Origin of the sequence: Pectobacterium colocasium (genome assembly GCF_020181655.1) — a bacterium.
GTDB classification, from domain to species: Bacteria; Pseudomonadota; Gammaproteobacteria; order Enterobacterales; family Enterobacteriaceae; genus Pectobacterium; species Pectobacterium colocasium.
This window is the reverse complement of sequence record NZ_CP084032.1, coordinates 1,583,216-1,602,724: the sequence shown is the minus strand read 5'-3', so window position 1 is coordinate 1,602,724 and position 19,509 is coordinate 1,583,216. Positions and strand designations below refer to the sequence as shown.

Annotated in this window: 29 protein-coding genes; 16 read left to right on the top strand and 13 right to left on the bottom strand. The window is 52.8% G+C overall.

Annotated features, from left to right (window positions below; all coding sequences use genetic code 11):
• Positions 1-137: 137 nt before the first annotated feature.
• The 13 genes from LCF41_RS07205 to LCF41_RS07145 all read right to left on the bottom strand — a co-directional run bounded on the left by LCF41_RS07205 (position 138) and on the right by LCF41_RS07145 (position 7,334).
• The gene (locus LCF41_RS07205) at positions 138-530 is read right to left on the bottom strand and encodes a Mor transcription activator family protein (protein WP_129705245.1); all 393 of its coding nucleotides are present in this window, start codon (positions 528-530) and stop codon (positions 138-140) included.
• Positions 527-949: a gp16 family protein gene (locus tag LCF41_RS07200; protein ID WP_225087463.1), complete on the bottom strand. Its 423-nt coding sequence runs from the start codon at positions 947-949 to the stop codon at positions 527-529. Before LCF41_RS07200 ends, LCF41_RS07205 begins: the two co-directional genes overlap by 4 nt.
• Positions 927-1,127 carry a hypothetical protein gene (locus LCF41_RS07195; protein WP_039528298.1) on the bottom strand — a complete coding sequence of 67 codons (201 nt, stop codon included), beginning with the start codon at positions 1,125-1,127 and terminating at the stop codon, positions 927-929. The genes LCF41_RS07200 and LCF41_RS07195 overlap by 23 nt, the downstream gene beginning before the upstream one ends.
• Positions 1,124-1,426 (bottom strand): nucleoside triphosphate pyrophosphohydrolase family protein, encoded by a 303-nt coding sequence (locus LCF41_RS07190; protein ID WP_225087462.1) that lies wholly within the window; start codon positions 1,424-1,426, stop codon positions 1,124-1,126. Before LCF41_RS07190 ends, LCF41_RS07195 begins: the two co-directional genes overlap by 4 nt.
• A 90-nt stretch (positions 1,427-1,516) precedes the next feature.
• Positions 1,517-2,101, bottom strand: coding sequence for a DUF3164 family protein (locus LCF41_RS07185; protein ID WP_347880994.1), 585 nt, complete (start codon positions 2,099-2,101; stop codon positions 1,517-1,519).
• Positions 2,102-2,137: 36 nt separating this feature from the next.
• Entirely contained in the window at positions 2,138-2,407 is a 270-nt protein-coding gene (locus LCF41_RS07180; protein ID WP_225087460.1) for a hypothetical protein, read from the bottom strand.
• 27 nt (positions 2,408-2,434) lie between these two features.
• A complete protein-coding gene (locus LCF41_RS07175) occupies positions 2,435-2,692 on the bottom strand; it encodes a hypothetical protein (protein ID WP_225087459.1) in 258 nt (85 codons plus the stop codon).
• Positions 2,693-2,694: 2 nt separating this feature from the next.
• The gene (locus LCF41_RS07170) at positions 2,695-3,846 is read right to left on the bottom strand and encodes an ExeA family protein (RefSeq protein WP_225087458.1); all 1,152 of its coding nucleotides are present in this window, start codon (positions 3,844-3,846) and stop codon (positions 2,695-2,697) included.
• A 9-nt stretch (positions 3,847-3,855) separates the two neighbouring features.
• Entirely contained in the window at positions 3,856-5,625 is a 1,770-nt protein-coding gene (locus LCF41_RS07165) for a transposase family protein (protein ID WP_225087457.1), read from the bottom strand.
• A 9-nt stretch (positions 5,626-5,634) separates the two neighbouring features.
• Positions 5,635-6,543 carry a DUF3102 domain-containing protein gene (locus LCF41_RS07160; protein ID WP_225087456.1) on the bottom strand — a complete coding sequence of 303 codons (909 nt, stop codon included), beginning with the start codon at positions 6,541-6,543 and terminating at the stop codon, positions 5,635-5,637.
• 9 nt (positions 6,544-6,552) lie between these two features.
• Positions 6,553-6,858: a helix-turn-helix domain-containing protein gene (locus LCF41_RS07155; RefSeq protein WP_039558131.1), complete on the bottom strand. Its 306-nt coding sequence runs from the start codon at positions 6,856-6,858 to the stop codon at positions 6,553-6,555.
• Positions 6,851-7,093, bottom strand: coding sequence for a hypothetical protein (locus LCF41_RS07150; RefSeq protein ID WP_225087455.1), 243 nt, complete (start codon positions 7,091-7,093; stop codon positions 6,851-6,853). The genes LCF41_RS07155 and LCF41_RS07150 overlap by 8 nt, the downstream gene beginning before the upstream one ends.
• 52 nt (positions 7,094-7,145) lie before the next feature.
• Positions 7,146-7,334, bottom strand: a complete 189-nt coding sequence (locus tag LCF41_RS07145; protein ID WP_129705261.1) for a DNA-binding protein — start codon at positions 7,332-7,334, stop codon at positions 7,146-7,148.
• A gap of 91 nt (positions 7,335-7,425) precedes the next feature.
• Here LCF41_RS07145 and LCF41_RS07140 point away from each other — a divergent pair, with 91 nt between their 5' ends.
• The 16 genes from LCF41_RS07140 to LCF41_RS07065 all read left to right on the top strand — a co-directional run bounded on the left by LCF41_RS07140 (position 7,426) and on the right by LCF41_RS07065 (position 19,502).
• A complete protein-coding gene (locus LCF41_RS07140; protein ID WP_080163239.1) occupies positions 7,426-7,842 on the top strand; it encodes a helix-turn-helix domain-containing protein in 417 nt (138 codons plus the stop codon).
• 17 nt (positions 7,843-7,859) lie between these two features.
• Entirely contained in the window at positions 7,860-8,390 is a 531-nt protein-coding gene (locus LCF41_RS07135) for a hypothetical protein (protein ID WP_205565835.1), read from the top strand.
• 39 nt (positions 8,391-8,429) lie between these two features.
• Positions 8,430-9,377, top strand: a complete 948-nt coding sequence (locus tag LCF41_RS07130) for a hypothetical protein (RefSeq protein WP_225087454.1) — start codon at positions 8,430-8,432, stop codon at positions 9,375-9,377.
• Between the two features lie 44 nt (positions 9,378-9,421).
• Complete coding sequence (locus tag LCF41_RS07125) at positions 9,422-9,832, top strand: DUF7713 domain-containing protein (RefSeq protein ID WP_225087453.1); 411 nt, start codon at positions 9,422-9,424, stop codon at positions 9,830-9,832.
• Positions 9,833-10,038: 206 nt separating this feature from the next.
• Positions 10,039-10,383, top strand: a complete 345-nt coding sequence (locus LCF41_RS07120) for a putative holin (protein ID WP_225087452.1) — start codon at positions 10,039-10,041, stop codon at positions 10,381-10,383.
• Between the two features lie 2 nt (positions 10,384-10,385).
• Entirely contained in the window at positions 10,386-11,114 is a 729-nt protein-coding gene (locus tag LCF41_RS07115; protein ID WP_225087451.1) for a transglycosylase SLT domain-containing protein, read from the top strand.
• Entirely contained in the window at positions 11,098-11,769 is a 672-nt protein-coding gene (locus LCF41_RS07110; RefSeq protein ID WP_225087450.1) for a hypothetical protein, read from the top strand. Before LCF41_RS07115 ends, LCF41_RS07110 begins: the two co-directional genes overlap by 17 nt.
• Positions 11,769-12,101, top strand: coding sequence for a hypothetical protein (locus LCF41_RS07105; protein ID WP_039528360.1), 333 nt, complete (start codon positions 11,769-11,771; stop codon positions 12,099-12,101). The genes LCF41_RS07110 and LCF41_RS07105 overlap by 1 nt, the downstream gene beginning before the upstream one ends.
• Positions 12,094-12,405: a hypothetical protein gene (locus LCF41_RS07100; RefSeq protein ID WP_011095217.1), complete on the top strand. Its 312-nt coding sequence runs from the start codon at positions 12,094-12,096 to the stop codon at positions 12,403-12,405. The genes LCF41_RS07105 and LCF41_RS07100 overlap by 8 nt, the downstream gene beginning before the upstream one ends.
• Position 12,406: 1 nt before the next feature.
• Positions 12,407-12,952: a DUF3486 family protein gene (locus LCF41_RS07095; protein ID WP_225087449.1), complete on the top strand. Its 546-nt coding sequence runs from the start codon at positions 12,407-12,409 to the stop codon at positions 12,950-12,952.
• Entirely contained in the window at positions 12,949-14,484 is a 1,536-nt protein-coding gene (locus LCF41_RS07090; protein WP_225087448.1) for a hypothetical protein, read from the top strand. Before LCF41_RS07095 ends, LCF41_RS07090 begins: the two co-directional genes overlap by 4 nt.
• Positions 14,484-15,977, top strand: coding sequence for a DUF935 domain-containing protein (locus LCF41_RS07085; RefSeq protein ID WP_225087447.1), 1,494 nt, complete (start codon positions 14,484-14,486; stop codon positions 15,975-15,977). The genes LCF41_RS07090 and LCF41_RS07085 overlap by 1 nt, the downstream gene beginning before the upstream one ends.
• On the top strand, positions 15,958-16,779 hold the full coding sequence (locus LCF41_RS07080; RefSeq protein ID WP_225087446.1) for a phage head morphogenesis protein: 822 nt from the start codon (positions 15,958-15,960) through the stop codon (positions 16,777-16,779). The genes LCF41_RS07085 and LCF41_RS07080 overlap by 20 nt, the downstream gene beginning before the upstream one ends.
• Positions 16,776-17,225 carry a phage virion morphogenesis protein gene (locus tag LCF41_RS07075; RefSeq protein WP_225087445.1) on the top strand — a complete coding sequence of 150 codons (450 nt, stop codon included), beginning with the start codon at positions 16,776-16,778 and terminating at the stop codon, positions 17,223-17,225. The genes LCF41_RS07080 and LCF41_RS07075 overlap by 4 nt, the downstream gene beginning before the upstream one ends.
• 195 nt (positions 17,226-17,420) lie before the next feature.
• Positions 17,421-18,530: a peptidase gene (locus LCF41_RS07070; RefSeq protein ID WP_225087444.1), complete on the top strand. Its 1,110-nt coding sequence runs from the start codon at positions 17,421-17,423 to the stop codon at positions 18,528-18,530.
• A 36-nt stretch (positions 18,531-18,566) separates the two neighbouring features.
• Positions 18,567-19,502 carry a hypothetical protein gene (locus tag LCF41_RS07065; protein ID WP_225087443.1) on the top strand — a complete coding sequence of 312 codons (936 nt, stop codon included), beginning with the start codon at positions 18,567-18,569 and terminating at the stop codon, positions 19,500-19,502.
• The last annotated feature ends 7 nt before the right edge of the window (positions 19,503-19,509 follow it).

Here is a 19,509-nt window from a genome sequence, read left to right as displayed (position 1 = left end):
AGAGTCTGCGAGATAATTGTGGGACTGAATGGGCTGAACCGGGAAGAGATTGGATGGTAATTGTAATTCTCTTACAGTATGTGAAAAAACAGGCCGGACGAAAAATTTAGTCATTCTTCTGTTCGACCTGTAAATTTTTACTCCCCTTGCTGTGGTTCGTCATCAAATTCACCATCATCAAACAGACGTCCCTGAAGCCTATCTGTCTCAGCTTTTCTGACGCGCTTGATTACGCTGTAAACCCACTGAAGAGAAACTCCGTACTTGCGTGCCAGATCATGATGATTGCGGCCATTGAAGTCGTTGAAGATATCGTGATCGCGCTGGGAGATACGCCATAACGTTCCCATCGGAAAGTAGACACTTTGCCCACCCCAGACCTGCATCATGCGGTTGGCCACTGCCTCGCCGATTTGCTCGGCGATAGCAGTATCGATCTCGACAACCTCTTTGATTGTGCTGGCAGTATGCTGTGCCAGTTCTACCAATAGCTCAGGCCCTTTGCTGCGGAAATTATTGCCATTGTTCATTCTGGCTTCCTTACGCGGCGTTGCCACTGTTTCAGCTTCTCAATGATGGCGCTGGCCTGTTCTGAATTCAGCCATTGCAGGCTATCAATACCTGTTTCACGCTTCACCCAACGTGCCAGCGCTACTTCAGAACGGTCACGAATGATGCCAGCATCAGCCATTTCTAACCATAATGAGCGGATTTTTCGGGACTGGGGAGAATCATCCAATGGACGGGTGCTGCTAGCCTTTTTTGCTGCTTTGATCTTAAACCCGCGTTTCTTCATGGCATTCAGCACAGTATCTAACTGCGGGACTACCATGTCCCGCGTAGATGACTTGCCTGTAACTGTGATTAGCAACTGGCGATAGGTATCATCGTCCAGTTGCAGATCGCGTTTGGCTATATGGATCAACTTAATCAGTTGATTCTTTGTCATCGCTTTCCTCCCGCCAGACTTCGCCGCATAGCAATATGGCTTCAGGGCGGCGTTCATGGATAGCATCCAACACTAACTGGCACGACTCTTGGTTCAGATAGATGTCGTCTGAAACAGGCATGGCATCGCAGAAATCAGCGCCACAGGCTGATACCAGTAATATGAAGCCAATAATCACGCATCACCCCCGACATATTCCACCTCCAGCCTTTCAGCCAGTCGTTTTAATTTATTGTGCTTTGCCAGTTCGATTAACTTATCCATGCCATTCAGCCGGAACTGTTCGATCATGATCTCAACGTCGGCCATTTCCTCCGCTAAAGCGACCTCGTTACCGAGGCCGTTCAGGTTACGTGATGCAGCAGCACCTAACTGCGCGGCTTCTTCGATAAGTTTTAGCGTCTGAGACTCAGGGCCAAAGTGCTTTAACGCCATGCGGTACAGCGTTGAGCGATTGTGTGCAATACCTTTAATCATGTGCTCTCCAAATAGTGGTTATGCTGAATTACGCGTGCAGGATTCCCCGGCGTTGACGCCGAAATAAAAGCAATTTTCATTTTTTAATAATTAAATAGCGGCGATATCTAATGGAATATTAACCAGTTTCCCCGAGTCGTCTTTTTTTCTGAAGTTGATATACGTTTTTGATACGGCGACAAGCAATGACTCTGAGATAGCTTCCATCGCCTTTTTCCAGCGCTCGTCGTCAATTTTTACCCGGCGCAAAGACAATATGCGGGTGGTGCTGAGGTTGCCTTCTTTATCAACCTGAAAGGCGTCAGAAATCAGCGCCAGCAGCTTTTCGTCAGCACCTTGTGACCACTCCTTAACACACTCATCAATCATTTCTTTTGCAATGTGCAGCTCCGGCCCGAACGTCAGTGATTCCTGCACCTTGATGGTGATTTGCTTGCTGCCGTTAAAGTTGGAAAACGTGACATTCCCTTTCACACCGCCGCGAGTCCTACCATATTTTTCTGCAACTAAATCCATGAATGCATAGCACTCATCAAAAGAGCGCGTTTTAAAATCAGACAAATCAGCGCTTTTAATTTCTGCTGCATCAACTCGTTCATTTACAAATGCATCCATTGCCAAATCATAATCAGAGACCTGGCTAATCGGAACTAACCGACCTTTACGGTCAGTCATGTAATCATCTTTATTAATTTCCACGTTTATTTCCCCTCAATGTAATGACTCGGACCAAATAATACGGCACCCGTGCTGTTCAAATTCTCCTTGTCGAAACCGGCCATTGTTATTCACACCGGTCAGCACATAACGTGCCACGCCGTTTTCAATCAATTTTGCACAGTGGCCATTTCTGGCAATGCGGATGATTGGTTGGCTCCCCTTGAGCATTACACTGTGAACCGTCGCATTCATGGCGCGTAACGCCGTCATGACGGCTTGCACATTGGATAATTGCTCGTCAATATTCAAAACAGACGTCATATATCAGTCCCCCAGAATATAAGGTGCTCAGTGCAGATCCCGATGATTACGCATCATTTGGCTGGTGAAGTTCATTCCTGCCGCATTGAAATGTTTCATCAGCCTGGTGTTGGCCGCATTAATCGCATTAGCCATCTCATCTTTAATCATCGTTGCCAGCAGCTGTGTCACGACGATGTCACCTGTTTCATTTTCAATTGAAACGTTAATGGACTGGCTGAGTACCTGATCCTCATTGACCAACCCAGCAGGCAGTTGTTGTACAGAAATAATGATTTTGGCCACTGCTAAACCCCCTTAACGACATCAGCATTAACCACTGGCACGCCGATCTCAGCGGCCAGATTCATTGCAGCAATCACTAAGTTGGAAACGGCCAGCGGGTATAGAAGGCTGACATTCTTCCGACTGCCGAGATTGCTGCTGAGACGGCCCCGGATAGCGTCAATCGCGCTGCTATCCATAATGTCGCTTAGCTTTTTGCCTGTGCGCTCAACTTTGAATGTCAGAAACGCTTCCAGGCTGTTATCAAGGGGCAGCAGTTCGACGATTTCACAGCGCTGGACGACTTCACGAACTTCCATATTGCGTTCGCTTAGCTTGACGGCTAGCTCTGGCTGACCGATCAGGACGATAGACAGCAACTTCTTAAACCCGCTTTCCAGCTCGTAAAATCGCTTCAAATGCTTCAGCGTGGGGATCGGCAGGCTATGCGCCTCTTCAATCACAAGAACGTGACTGTAGCCCGCATTGCTGCTGTCTTTTAGTACGCGGTGCAGTTGGCGATAACGTGCTTCTTGTGACCGCTTCACGCCTTCCAGCGGGGCGATGGTGTTGATGATCGCTTCGGCAATGGCGGCGGCTTTCAACGTCTTACCTTTAACGTCGTTGTCTTCCATCGCAATCACATACGGCTCAATCACGATAACGGGCGCGTTCTCGCGGTTGATACGTTCGATAAGGTCGCGGCGCAGCGTGGATTTACCCGCTCCAGACTCGCCGATAACCGCCATCAGGCCGCCATGTTTCGCGGTCTGATACAGTGATTCACGCACGTAGCGGCTATCCGGCGTAGTAAAAACGTCTTCCGCGCCCTGCATAGCATCATCGGAAAAGGGGTCACGGAACAGTCCGAATGCCTTTTTTGTTGCTGGAAATAACACCTGTTTTTTGAGTAACATGTTTTCCTCCGTTGTGAGGTCTGTGGTATCTGCTGTGTGGGATGTGCCGTCCTGCACAGCATCAAAACTACGTTGTGTTTCAATGCCATTAGCCGACAGAAAGGCTGTCAGACGCTGGCGAATTTCCCCGGTGTTGGTGCGTGGCCACTGGTCGTGATTAACAATTTGTGCCAGCGTGGCCTCTGACACAGCGATATTTCTGGCGACAACGGCCTGCGAGAGCCGTGCCTGTTTTAACTGTTGTTTCAGTACCAGCATGTTCCCCCCTTAATTCCCGTTGACGATATTGATGACATTGCCGGAAACCGGCGTGAGCAGCGCATCGACAGCGTCATCCAGTCGTTCTTCCGGCACGCCAGCGGGATAGAGTTCAACCAGTTGGCGAAAGTGTGCTGCAGCCCATGTCTGGTTACGGGCTGCAAACCGCTCACGCAGCGCCTTAGCTGCTTCAACATGTGTAAGGGGCCGCTGTTCGATGCGTGGGCTGCGTACATCAGATTCCGTACCACGACGCGGCATAAACGCAGGTAACGTGGTTTCGTCAATGTGTTTGTATGGGTCGAGTTTGCCGCCGAACGGCAGCGCCTTCGCTTTACGTGCCGCTGCCGCATCCGTCGCGTTATCCGTTCCCGTTACCAGTTGTTCAATTTCTTTCGCTGCGGTTTGGGCTGGCGTATCGGCATGTGATTTGTAGTTTTCGCCTATCACTGCGGCAGAGTCGGCAAAGCCAAATTCATTTTTTGTGACTTCATCGATCAGGAAGAAGGTGTCGTGGCCATCTTCACCTGTCAGTACAACTTGTGCGACATCGGTGCGCCACGGATTGCGGGTGATTAGCAATTTATCACCGACCCTCACGCCGGGTACGTTAGACACATCGTATTCAATGCCACGGAACGGCACGCGCAGCTTCGGCTTGACCTTGCGCTCTTCTGGTGTTGCGACGGCCAGTTCGCGGCAAACCTCAATAGACGGCGCTTTCACCAACTGTTCAGCGTTGATTTTCAGCCAGATATCGGTGCGGGTCTGTCCGTGACGACTATGAATGGCGGTTGCGTTGAAGTGGGAACGCCATTTCACGGCCAGCGCATTCAGCTCTTCTAGGCTATGAACCGGTTGGAACTTCAGGCCAGGCTCCAGTTTGCGTTCGATGATGTCGCGGGCCTTCTCAACGCTGCCTGTTGAGCGTGCTGCATGGGCTTTATGCGCCTTCAGATCGATACCCAATGCACGGCACAGGTTTTTTGTCATGCTTGCGGTGTTGGCTGAACCGGGGTCAAGATACAGCAGCTTAGGCACGCCGTGCAGCACATCTGCGCCTCCGCGATCCTGCAGGGCGTTGATGAGTACAGAGCACAGGTTTTCACCAGATTCAGAGCCCATCACATACTCGACGTAGATCCAGCCGCTGGTGTGGTCTGTGATTTCATAACTCCAGACACGATCACTGGCGATACGTGCCACATTGGCGGGCTTGTTCTTGTAGAACTTCGCGCTGTCCATCACCTGCAAGCCCTTATGTCCGTTGCTCAGGTAATAGAGGGTGCAAAGTGAGGCGTCGATTTCCCACACATGGTTAGGGTGCAGACTGGCCAGCTCGGTCACGGGCGCTGGCTGGCTTAACTGATCGGGATGCAGGCCATAATTGCGCAGAGCACGGCTGATAGTGGTCTCTGACAGGGCATAAAACTCGCCCGTGGCTTCATCAATGCGCCCGGCAGCGATCATGTCGTTTGCCCGCAGGGTCTCTACGGCGTCAGCGATGGAGTACAAGCGCTTGCCGTTTTTACGGGTGGCTTCCATCAATGTGGCGGAAATCATGGCAGCTTCATCCCGCGTCAAGGCGCTTTGTCCAGCATCGGCACGTTTTTTGCGTTTGTCAGTCACGGCGACCTCCTTTAACTTGCGTAGCAACGTGGCGCGAGATAGCCCCAGCTCAATACAGGCGGCGTCATAGATAGCCCCGCGTTCGCCATGCCCGGCCTGCCGTGCGGCACGCGCTATAGCCACTAATCGTTCTGTCAGGGCGGCATTCATGGCGTCCCCTTATGCGTCGGTACGCGGAATCACAGGTTCCGGCGCATCCAGCCATGTCGGACGTTCGCTACCGGTAGGCGTTGCCTCTAGGTCGAATGTGTGGCGGAGGCTGTTGATAGCCGATTCAACCTGACATATCAGGCCAGTCATGAAATCTTTAGGCGTATCTATCTGATGATCCATGCAATAGTTTTGTAGCGTTGAAAACGCTGTGTGAAGACGAACGGTGATGGCAGCTTCCGCTTCAAAGGCAATGGCACTAACCTCTTTGCGCAGTTTCTCTGCTTCCTGATCGGGTGGCGGTGGCTGAATGCGAGATTTCTTATCCAGTTTGGTGGTTAGGTCATCTATCTTCTGGTTTTTGTCGGTCAGAACGCGTTGCTGGGCCGTATTGGTTTCGCGGGCTTCGCGCAGAGCGGCTTTCAGCTCGCGGCTGGTCATGCGGTCGATATCATCGAGCGTTGCCCCCGCGATAGTGCCGCCATCAGCTAATGCAGAGAGTTCATCATCATCCTCTGTCATTAGTTCGAATAATTTTGTTTTACCTAAAACGGCAAGCGCTTGCCGTTTTGGCTCTAGTGCTGGGGATAAGTATTTGAGAGCAGCCTGCATCATCATACGTGCTGTGCGCTGTGCCAATCCTAGCTGGTTTTCTACAATCTCAGTAAAATCACCATGAGGTTCATTTTCTTTGAGAATAACTAGACGCTTACCGGCTTCCAGCATGGCCTCGGCTGATTGGGCCATATAAAAACGCGCTTCGTGAACGATACGATCACGTTCATACGGCAGGCCGTCACCGAACTGAGCCATTACCTGCATACGGTGCTCAGTCAGCGCATTGAGTTTCACATTCAGATCGCCCGCTAACGGGGCGTCTTCTACTAATTCAACCGGTTGTGATTTGGTGCGTGCCATTTCTTATCCTTAGCGACTGCCAGCCAGCAGGCGTTGGTTCATTTCGTTAATACGGTCTTGCGCACGGGAAATTTCGTTCGCATGTGCCTGGGCGATTTGTAGCGCCTGCATCGAGAGGGCGAATCTGCCGTTATCCAGTTTTTGCGCCAGTCCTTCCTCAATAAGGGTGTTCAAGGCGCGGTTAACGTTGGCCGGAGAATCGTCCAGCGCCGCCGCCAGTTCACCGTTTGATACCCCGTTCAGGGTATGGCCACGGAGTGCTTTGAGAACGCGCAAGATCCGAGCGCCTGCGCTGGAAACATTGGGTTTATTCATGTGATGCCTCCAGAAGTTTGACCCGACGCGATACGTCGTGGTCGGAATACGGTGTGTCGCCGGCGTCATTGTGACCATGCAGCCCCACAAACTCATCGACACGAATGACGCTGCGTGCGGGGCGTCCAGGCTGTCGCGGTATGCGTTGAATAAACGTGCCGTGATAAATATCACCAGATTCATAGTGCGAGGTGATCAGTACCCGCATACCGGCCTTTAGTAAACTGGGTTTCATGCCATTCCCCTTTTTGCGATATGTGATAATCTGTTACGCATTCTGATAGATATCAGGCGGCACGGGCCGTGGTTTTAAGGCCGAGTTTGACGGCGATTTCATGTGCCTGGCCGTACTTGGCTTTTGTGATGCCGTTCAGTACGCGATAGACAGCTTCACGGGAATAACCATTCTCCTGTGCCCATTGGGTGACGGTCATACCGCGCTGCTGGAAGCGGCTTTTAACTTGTTCGGGTGTCATGCTATGGCCTCCGGTTATGCAATGATGTTTGTAGAATACGTGATAGATTATTGTCCCAAAAATGGGACTTGTAAAGGTTTTGGTGACAAAAATGTCTCTTGGCGAAAGATTAAGAGAAGAGCGTGAACGACTAGGATTCAGCCAGGCTGATTTTGCTGAGTTAGTCGGTGCATCAAGAAAATCGCAAATAAGGTGGGAAAAAGATGAATCAGCCCCTAGTGCTGATTCAATAAGTCTGTGGGCCAATGTTGGCTTAGACGTGCTGTATCTGATCACTGGGCAAGCTCAGAAATCATCATCAAAGACACAAAAAAGTAGTGAAATAGATGAAATTCTACTGGGTAAGATTGTTCATAAACTGGATTTATTAGCGAAACAAGCCAATCGCAGATGGACACCTAGCGAACTCGTTTTACAGTCATCGAAAATATATAACTTTTTAATTAAAGAGTCGGTAGTTGATGATGATAGGATTGATAACGTGCTTAAACTGGTTGTTAATAATTAAAAAATATAGGATTCGCCATGGATAGAAGAGAACAAGAACTACATTCTTTAGCTGAACAAGTTATGGATAGCCTTAAACAGCTTCCCCAAGATGGTCAAGAGCGGCAGATAACAATTAGTGTTGGAGGCAATAACCCTGGTTCTATTCATGTCGGCTCCGTAGTTAACATCAATCCCGCTCCACAGCGTCCTCTTGAACTCCATGAGATGGATGACAGCATGTTACGAAAAATCAGAAGGGAATTGATTTCTAAGAGAAATGAGTCAAAACGTCGCAGCTATTTCAACATTCCTTCATTGCTGTTCTTTGTGTTGACGCTATCGGCTTTTGGCTTTATTTTTTGGAATATTTCTCTTATCTACACCGGAAAATCACATTGGCTAGATATGAGTGGGAACAATTTTTTCATCTTCATTGGCTGGGCATGCTTGATAATGTTGACTGTAAGATTCATGGATAAAGTAAGAAAAATAGAAACCAGGATCGTCAATGAAAATCAAAATACTATCGATACTATAGACGTTATTTTTCGTAGGCGAGGAATTTAACAATATATCGTTTCTGCGATTTAGATAAGGATATTGACTATGCACAAATTAAAACTTGCCATTCCTATGGTGCTGATACTAACTGGGTGCGGCGATGAGCCAGAAAACAGTGTTAAATCTGAACCAGAAAAGGCTCCAGCCCCAACGTTCTCAATAACAACCGATGCCCCTGATATCAATCGATTGCTACCCGCTATCCGTCATTTACTGCCCGGTCTTGATAAATACTCAGAGCAATTTCAGGAAAAGACTATTGAGCATAACCGCTTTTTAACCATCAAGTTCCACATCCCTGATAATGCCAACATCCCCGCTGAATATGTTGCAACTGGGCATAACTGCTTCATTGAAATCAATGATGATCGAACAGGCATAAAAATCCCCAAAAGCGCCTGTCAGGCCACCTTATTTGATCGCCAAGATGTTCTGCCCAACAGCGATTACTGGGTATATTTCTATCCAGATGACTTGACCTATACGCCGCATGATTTCGCTAACATGTCGAACGAGGAACGCATTAAAACAGCGAAAAACTATCTCAATACGGTGGCTAAAACTATTGAGAGTGTTCAACAAAAAGATAGTTGGATTGGTTACGATTTCCCAAATTATGGACGACAATTCAAATATATAGCGTATGAGGGAAGACGCTTTTTAACTCAGGATGTTATTCAGCCCTATAGCTCTTGCACAATGGTAGGATTTAGAGCAGATAATTGGTGGGGTGAGCAAATTAGCTTTGCTCACGATCCCGCCTCTAATGATCCGCAAAAGATGGCATCCGCCATGCAACGAATTAAAACGGCCTATAACGATTACAAGATAAGTGCGGCGGAATGTTCAAAGGACATCAAATCAGTACCAGAAAAGCCTAAACCGACAGAAATTTTGCCACCTACACCGGACAATAAACCACCTCGCCCAGGGTGCCTGATGGTATTTAAGGCGGATAACACGACTGAGTGGAGCTGCCCTGTCAAGCAGTAGTAGTGATGAAATACTGGCACTAAAGATAAAAGATTAGAGGTGTTATGAGCGAAAGAGAAATGCTGGTTCCAGGAATACCGAAATTCAGAGAATACGTGGATTGCACTAATACTCTCCATAAATTTGAGAACGTTCTCTATGAGATACCCGGTGGTATGGGGTTTTGGATTAGGGCGACTGAACGTGTTGATGGGCCAGGGTATCAGTTTAAATCAGCCGTTGAATCCTCACCTTATATCGCTTACCTGGGGCTGCATGAAAAAATACAGAATGCATTATCCCAGAAGCATCTTGTCTGGCAGTCCGACCAACCATCTATGCTCACCGGAAAGCTTGCGGGAACGATCAGGCATGACGGGGTTGTTATTGATGGAAAACTCATTGGTTATGACGATCTTATTGGCCTGCTTACGACCCACGAAGGTTTCTCAATAGAAGTGAAAATTACTGACTAACGATACATTCTTCTGAAGCAGCTCTGGAGCTTCAAAATCATTCAGAGTCTGAACTATAGCCGCAGCAATAAAAGCTGACGCCCCCCAGGCTGCTTCACTAGTGTGTACTGCAAGGCCATTTCCCTCTCTTGCCACTTCTAAAGCCGTTTAAAATCCTTTCGTGACGCAATGCGTCATGCTGTCTCCACTTACATAAGGAGACAGCAATGAAACTCAACCTCTTTCGACTCACACGCCTGAAACGCCTTTTAGGCTGGCAACTGACTGCCGTGTTGCTGCTGGCGGTGATCGCGCTGGTATCACCGCAGCAACTCCCCGTCGTCATCTACAAAATCTCACTGATCACGCTGGCTGCTGTGTTGGGCTACTGGCTCGACCGTTCATTATTCCCCAAGGCTGCGCTAGGCCAGTATCTGGTACATGACCCAGAATTGATGAAGCACGGCGAATACCCGGTCAAAAATGGCTGCCAGCGGGTATTTGCTGCAGTATTAATCCGTCGCGCCATTATCGTGGCGGCAGTCTGTCTCGCCGTGGCGATGGGTCTATAGCCATGAACTGGCCGCAAATCACCTGGATTGCGTTGGTGTCGCTGGGGTTAGGTATGACCTTGATGAAACATGGCGAACCACGCACGGATAAACACAGCGTCTGGTGGGCGCTATTCGGCGCACTGGCTACAGCTTGGTTGCTCTGGTGCGGCGGTTTCTTCAGTCAGGTTCATGCCGCCCAGCCGCCTGCGGCGTCCAAACAATACCGCAGCGACCTTATCCGTAATGCCCGGCTGGACTGGGGGCTGAATGCGCCAGTGGCCGATTTCGCCGCACAACTCCATCAGGAATCCGGCTGGAATCCCCGCGCAGTCTCGCCCGTTGGCGCGCAGGGATTAGCGCAGTTTATGCCCGCGACGGCGACGTGGATTAGCGACATCATGCCGGAACTAAAAGCCAATCAGCCGTTTAATCCCGCGTGGTCAATTCGTGCATTGACCCGCTATGACCGATGGATCTGGCAGCGTGTTAATGCGGCTGATGACTGCCAACGGATGGCGATGACGCTCTCCGGCTACAACGGTGGGCTGGGCTGGGTACAGCGCGATCAGAAGCTGGCGGCGCAACGTGGGTTAGACCGTCAGCGCTGGTTTGGGCATGTCGCTACCGTCAATGCTGGGCGTTCTGCGGCTAACTGGCGTGAGAACCGTCATTATCCACAGCGCATCCTGCAGGAGTTAGCACCGCGCTATCTGACGTGGGGAGGACGTAGCTGTGCTGAACCTGCTTAAAGCCTTGCCGTGGAAAACCTTGCTATGGGTTGTCGCCGCACTGTGTGCGCTGTGGCTGATTTACCAGAACGGTTATGAGAATGGATTCTCCAGTGCGGAATCCGCTGGCAATGCCGCACTGGAGAAACAGAAATCGGCATCCGATGCGACGCTGGCGCGTTTGCAGGCTGATATCGCACAGCAGCAACAGCAGCGTGCGGAACAGGCCAATGCCGCCTTACAGGCATGGCAGCAGCGCTATCAGCAGCTTGTCGTGTCCGCCCATACCGCCGAGCAGCAATACCTCACTACCACGGTGTCATTGCGCCAACAAAACGAAAACCTGAAGCGGAGAATTGATGATGTCACGCAACGCTGGATTGATGAACGCGGCCAGAGCCGTCCTATTGAATGCGTGTTTACTGCTGGTTTCGTGCAACAGTACAACGCCGCCTACGGTGTCGTTGCAGGAACAGGCGCTACCACCGCTTCCCGCGGGGCTGGCGATACGTCCGCAGCCACTGCCACCCTTGACGCCCGGCTACGCGACTCCGGCGTTACCCAACGCGACATCCTCGCCCACAACGCCGACGCCGGAGAACGTTACCAGCAGCTTGCCGCGCAGGTAAATGGCCTGTTGGATTACCTCGCTGCACTACAGAACAGGAAAGAATAATGAAAATTGAAGTGGAGTTCTGGCAACTGGTGGGCTTGTTGCTGGGTTTTTTAGGGTTTGTCTTTGCAGCCGGAAAAATTCTGCTGGCGCAGATAGAGCAGCGCCTGAACGAACGCTTTGGCGCACTGGAGCAGGCCCGTTCTCAGAGCGAAAAAGGCTGGCAGCGACTGGAGCGGGAATTTCTGGAGTTTCGTGCCGAACTTCCGGTGACCTATGTCCGGCGCGAGGACTACATCCGTGGGCAGACAGTGATAGAGGCCAAGCTGGACGCGGTTTACAACAAGCTGGAACTGGTGCAACAGCACCGAATGAACGGAGGACAACATGGTTGATATCACCCGCGTGCGCCGTGAGGGACTGCGCTGGAGTCTGCTGGTCGCGCTCAATAAAACCCGCCCCTATACCGCCAGCGAGACGCTGCTGCTGGATATCGCACGGGCCATTTATCCAGACACCACACCGCTGGAGCTGCGGCGCGAACTGGATTATCTGTCTGACCGCAAGATGGTCGATCTGACCAAGCGCCCCAGCGGTGACTGGTTTGCTGATTTAACGCGGCTGGGCGTTGATATCGTCGAGTACACCGTGGAGTGTGGCCCAGGGATCGCCCGACCTGAAAAATACTGGAGCGAATGATATGGCCCGTCGCAGCACTATCGACAAACTGCCGGAGGATGCCCGCCGCTGGTTGGAGCGGGCGCTGACCGAGTCAGGCTTCAGTGGGTATGCCGAACTGGAAAGCCTGCTGCGTGAGCAGGGTTACATCATCAGTAAGTCGGCGATCCACCGTTATGGCCAGAAGATTGAAAAGCGTTTCGGTGCTATTCGTGCAGCAACAGAAGCCGCCCGCATGTTGACCGAAGGCGCAGCCGACGATCAGGATGCGCGTTCGGAGGCGGTCATCGCGCTGATCCAGACTGAACTGTTCGAAAGCATCGTCCAGTTACAGGAAGCTGACGAAGAGGAAATCGATCACAAAGAGCGTGTCGCGCTGTTGTCCAAAGTGGCCAAGAACGTCGCCACGCTGTCGCGGGCCAGCGTCAACCTGAAGAAGTTCCAGACTGAAGTCAGAACCAAAGCGCAGCAAGCGGCAAGCAATGCCGAGAAGATTGCCCGCAAAGGTGGCCTGTCAACTGACGCGGTGCAGGCGCTGCGCCGGGAGATTCTGGGGATTGCGTCATGACAACGTCATCTGGAAAGATTGCTCCGGTGTTGCCCGATACCTCGCAGATGGACGCACCTGTCGCACTGATGCCATACCAGCAACGCTGGGTTGCCGACACCTCACCGCTCAAGGTCATTGAGAAAAGCCGTCGTACCGGTATTACCTGGGCGGAAGCCTCCGATAATGTGCTGACTGCCGCCTCTTCAGCACCGGCAGGTGGAATGAACGTCTATTACATCGCCTACAACCAGGACATGACCGTTGAGTATATTCAGGCGTGCGCGATGTGGGCGCGAGTTTTCAACTACGCAGCCAGCGAGATTGAAGAAGGCTTCTGGCAGGAAGACGAAGACGACAAGCACATCAAAACCTACACCATCAAATTCCCCGACTCAGGCTTTCGCGTCGTCGCGTTGTCCAGCCGTCCATCCAACCTACGTGGCCGTCAGGGCATCATCGTGATTGATGAAGCCGCATTCCATGAGCAACTGGATGAACTGCTGAAGGCCGCACTGGCGATGCTGATTTGGGGTGGTAAGGTGCGCGTCATTTCCACCCATGACGGTGATGACAACCCCTTTAATACGCTGATCGGGGATATCCGGGCTGAACGTCAAGGCGGCAGTGTCCAACGTATCACCTTTAAAGAGGCAGTGACGGAAGGCTTATTCAGCCGTGTATGCCTGCGTACCGGGCGTGAATGGTCTGCTGCAGCGGAAGCCGAGTGGATGGCCTCGGTATATAAATTCTATGGCGTGGGTGCATCCGAAGAGCTGGACTGCATCCCGGCTAATGGTGGCGGAGCCTGGCTGTCTCGCGCCCTGATCGAATCCCGAATGTCAGCCGATACTCCTGTTTTACGTCTGACCTGCCCGGAAGGCTATGAGCTGAAATCCGATGAAACCCGCTGGAGCGAAACACAGGATTGGCTGGACACCCATCTGAAACCGTTGCTGGATGCGCTACCGAGAGGTGCCCGCTCGTTTCTGGGGCGTGACTTTGGCCGCAGTGGTGACCTGTCGGTAGATTATCCCCTGTTGCAACAGAAGAATCTGGTTCGGCAGGTGCCGTTCGTGCTGGAGCTGCGCAACGTGCCGTTCAAGCAACAGGAACAGATCACCTGGTATCTGATGGATGGCTTGCCGATGTTGCTGGGGGCGGCATTCGATGCGCGGGGCAACGGTGCCTATCTGGCGGAATATGCCATGCAGCGTTACGGTGCCAGCCGGGTGCAGCAAGTTATGCCTACAGAAGGCTGGTATCGGGACAATATGCCGCCCGTCAAAGCTGCGCTGGAAGACGGCAATCTTGTTGACCTGCCAAAGGACGAAGACACGCTGGATGATCTGCGGGCTATTCAGGTGGTGAATGGTGTCCCCCGCGTGCCGGAACAGCGTTCAAAAGCCAAATCTGACGGCGGTAAACGTCACGGTGACGCAGCCATTGCACTGGCACTGGCCTACTACGCCAGCCGGGAAATCAACAAAGGGCCGGTGACGGCATCCTCCCGCAGACGCAGAACGTCTGCACGGTTACTGGAGAACTACTAATGGCACGCGGACTCTGGGTTTCCCCCACCGAATTTGTTTCCTTTTCCGAGCCTAAGAAATCACTCAGCGAACAGATCGCCTCACGTGACCGCAGCATGGATTTCTATGGGTTGGGGATGTATCTGCCGAACCCCGACCCGATCCTGAAAGCGCAGGGAAAGGATATTCGTATTTATCGTGAGCTGCGCACCGATCCTCTGGTCGGCGGTTGTATTCGTCGCCGCAAGGCCGCAGTGAAAGCGCTGGAGCGCGGCGTGGACAGAGGGAACGCCTCTGAACAGATATTCTGCTTTATCCGTGACATGCTGACGGACATGGATATGTCGCGCATTATCGGAGAAATGACCGATGCGGTGCTATACGGCTACCAGCCCTGTGAAGTGATGTGGCAACGCTCAGGGACAAGCTGGCATGTTAGCGACATCGTCGGTAAGCCCGCAGACTGGTTCCAGTTCGACACCAACAACCGGCTGCGTTTCCGCTCCCGCGACAGCGGGTTTGAGGGGGAAGCCATACCCGACTACAAATTCCTGGTGCCGCGTCAGGATGCGACCTATGACAACCCGTATGGCTTCCCTGACCTGTCGATGTGCTTCTGGCCCGTCACCTTCAAAAAAGGTGGCATGAAATTCTGGGTGCGGTTTGCCGAGAAATACGGCTCGCCGTGGGTGATCGGTAAACATCCTCGTGGCACGCCGCAGGGTGAAATCGACAACCTGCTGGATTCACTGGAATCGATGATCGAGGATGCCGTTGCCGCGATTCCTGATGACTCGTCGGTCGATATCAAAGAAGCGGCGGGCAAAGCCGACAGCAGCGAGATTTACCAGAATCTGATCGCCGTATCGCGTGGCGAAATTGCTATCGCGTTGCTGGGACAGAACCAGACCACTGAAGCGACGGCGAACAAAGCCTCGGCGCAGGCCGGGCTGGAAGTCACCGACGATATCCGGGATGGCGACAGCGATATCGTGACCAGCGCGATCAATCAGTTGATCCGCTGGGTGGTTGACCTCAATTTCGGCAGTCACGTTGCAGCGCCGGTGTATCAGCTATGGGAGCAGGAATCCGTCGATGAGGTACAGGCGACACGCGATGAGAAGCTAAGCCGCGCGGGTGTGACGTTCACCCCGCAATACTGGAAGCGTGAGTACCAGTTGCAGGACGGCGATATCGACGAAACGCCCAGAGAGACGCTACCTGACCAATCGCTGGCGTTCGCGGAAGCCGTCAATGCCGATGTCAACGCACAGGACGCGCTCGATGCGGCGCTGGATGTTGTGATGAACGGTGGCCAACTCGACGACACGCTGGAGCCGTTGCTGGCTCCGTTGTTTGAACGCCTCCAGTCCGGCGCTCGCCCCGGCGACTTGTTGGGAGAACTGGCGGAACTGTACCCGCAGATGAAAGCCGACGATTTGCAAGAGCGGTTGGCGCGGGTTCTGTTTGTCGCCAATATCTGGGGGCGTCTGCATGAGCATCACCGCGACTGAACTGGCGTACTGCATGACGCTACCGCCTAAACGGGCTATCAGTTACCTACAGACGAAAGGCTATGCGATAAGCTGGGACTGGGAAGACGTTTGGCAGGAATCTCATGCCCGTGCGTTTACCGTCGCTAAAGTGACCCGGCTGGATATTCTTGAAGATATCCGCCGCGCCTTGCAGGAAGCACTGGATGACGGCAAGACTGACCGCTGGTTTCGTAAAGAACTGGAGCCGGTGCTACAGAAGAAAGGTTGGTGGGGGCCGCGTGATACCACCGACCCGGTGACCGGTGAACCCGTCACTATTCAGCAGGGTAGCCCGTGGCGGCTGGATACCATTTTCCGTACCAACATGTCGGTGCTCTACAGCGCTGGCCGCTGGGCTGAGCAGATGGAAAATGTGGATGATCGGCCCTACTGGATGTACAGCGCCATTCGTGACAAGCATACGCGGCAAAGCCATCTGTCGATGCACGGGATGGTTTTTCGTTTCGATGATCCGTTCTGGCAGGCGTTCTACCCGCCAAACGGCTGGCGCTGCCGCTGTAGCGTGATTGCCCTGAGCCAGCATGATATCGAACGGCGTGGGCTGAAAGTGGCCAACGCCATTAATGCGATGGGCTGGGAACTGAAGCTAGTTTCGGAGAAAACCGGCGAGATGCAGCGCGTGGCCACGTTCAACACCGGCAGCACCAAAATCAGCACCGATATCGGCTGGTCGTATGCACCGGGTTCCGCCTATCGCCCGGATTTAGCCCGTTATCAGGGCGGCCTCGCGTCCCTGGCTAAACAGGAGTTATCGTCATGAGTACCGTCACAATCACGATTAACGACAACGATCTGCGGCGTGGACTGCGTGCGCTGGAGAGCGCAGCGGCGGATATGACCCCGGCGATGCGCAAGATTGCTGGCACGCTGCATGCAGAAACCGATATCAATTTTGATGAGAGCGGACGGCCTGAATGGATGGTGTCTCAGGCAGCAGAAGACCGTGACGGCCAGACACTGCGCAAAACTGGACGGCTGCAGGGATCGGTATCAACCGAATATGATGCCAGCACCGCGATGATCGGCACCAACACCGTTTATGGTGCCATCCACCAGTTTGGTGGCAAGACCGGGCGCAATGAATCCGTCGAGCTACCCGCCCGTCCGTATCTGCCGATGGATGAAGATGGCAACCTGCAACCCGAGGCGGTCAACTCGATATTGGACAACATCCAACGCCATCTTGAATCTGCGGCACAGCATTGATTTCAGGCGGCACGGTTAAGCCAATGTGCCGCCTAGCCTGAAAAATGGCTTAAATTCCTTTATAAAGGCTTTACAGCCGCACTATTCCCGCCACACCAAATCGGCTTTGCTCCCCGTTTTTCTTAATGGGGGTTAACAGCCAACTTTATTGCTTCCGTTGACACTGTCCTGAGTTTTCCAAACCGGGACAGCACTATGCCACTCCACATTTTTAAATCTGGCACCCATACCGATATGCACGGCACGAAACTGCCGTTCACGCCTGCTGATTTGGCCGCGTGTGCGGCGGCGTATGACCCCGCAGTGCATGAGGCACCGATGGTGATCGGCCACCCTAAAGCGGATGCGCCAGCATGGGGCTGGGTAGCCTCACTGTCAACCAGCGGTGGCGATCTGCTGGCTGAACCTAAGCAGGTCGATCCACAGTTCGCCGAACTGGTGGATGCGGGTCGTTACAAGAAAGTTTCCGCCTCGTTCTACCTGCCTGATTCGCCCAATAACCCGAAGCCCGGCACGCTCTATCTGCGCCACGTCGGGTTCCTCGGCGCACAGCCACCGTCGATTAAGGGGCTGCGGCAGGTGGCCTTCAATGAACAGGAAGACGGTGTGGTCGAGTTCGCAGACTGGGGAATGATGACCAGCGCCAGCCTGTTTAGCCGCCTGCGTGAGCTCATCATCAGCAAATTTGGCATGGAAGAAGCCGACAGCGTCCTGCCGTCGTGGCAACTCGACACGCTGCGTGATGATGCGATGCGGGAGGACAAAACCGTACAAGCCGACCCGGCATTTAATGAACCCATTCCCGTTAACCCAACATCCCCCCAGGAGGACACCTCTATGACTAAAGAAGAGATTGATGCTTTACAGGCCGAAAATACTCGTCTGAAGGCCGACGCCGCCAGCCGACTGGCTGCTGATGCGAAGCTGAGACAGGAAACGGTGCATACCGGCAACGTCGCCTTTGCTGAAAAACTGGTGACGGAAGGCCGTCTGGTGCCAGCGGCAAAGGCCGTTGTCGTCGCGCTACTGGATGAAGTCTCCAAAGGCGAGCAGCCGGTTGAGTTCGCTGAAGGTGAGGTGAAAAAGCCGCTGGTCAGCGCGTTTAAAGAACTGTTAGGCGGCACTACACCTGTACTGGATTTCAGTGAGCACGCCACCAAAGACCGCGTCAACGTCGATCTCACCACGACGTCGGCGGAATTTGCTGAAGCCGATCCTGAGCGCCTGGCTCTGCACCAAAAAGCTACGGCGCTGGCGAAGAAAGAAGGAATTAGCTACGACGCTGCCGTCGCACGCTGCCTGTAACCGCCGCAATCCGTAACCGTAAGAAAAGGAGACATCATGTCTGATTATTTAAGGGGTAAACGCGTCGTTGACCCGGTGCTGACCAGTGTGGCACGGGGTTACCGAAACGCTGCGTTTATCGGTGAAAACATCTTCCCCCTCGTTCAGGTGGAGAAAGAAGGCATCGTGGTGCCGCTGTTCGGTAAAGGCGCATTCGTTGAATATGACACCGAACGTGCCGTCGGTGCAGAAAGTAATGTTCTGCTACGTGAGAAGTCTAGTTCGATGGATTTGGTGCTCAACGAGCACGATCTGGCCGCACCGGTCGATTACCGCGAACAGGCCGAGTCGCTGTTCAACGAAGAAGCGAAAGCCATTCGTCGCGCAACCAGCGGCGTCAATCTGAAGCGTGAACTGTATGCCGCCCGTTTGGCACAAGACCCGAAGGTCTACCTGGCTAACTCTAAAAAAGCACTGGCTGCTGCGGAGCGTTGGGCAAACGGTAAAGGTGAACCGGTCACATTGATTGAAGCGGGGATCGAAGCGGTTCGTAATGCGACAGGTTTGCGGCCGAACCTGATGACGATGGGCGCCAGTGTCATGTCAGTGCTGCGCTATCACCCAGCGATTCAGGCGCAAATTGGCGCTAACGAGCGCAAACGCATTACAGCGGAAATCCTGCAAGACATCTTCCAGATCCAAAAAGTGGTGATCGGTGAGCCGGTGTCTAGCCAGGACGCCAAGAAAGCCCCTATCGATGTCTGGGCTGACAACCTGATGCTGCATTACGTTTCACCACCGCAGGCGGGTACGGAAAGCGCGGACGAAAACGAACCGTCTTTCGGTTACACCTTCCGTCGCAAAGGGATGCCGGTTGCCGACAAATATGCGGGGCTGGGCGGCAAAGTCTCCTACGCGCGTTTCACCGATATCTACAAAGTCGCAGTGGTTGGCGGCGATGCTGGGTATCTCATCACCAATATCCTGAAATAACGGGGGC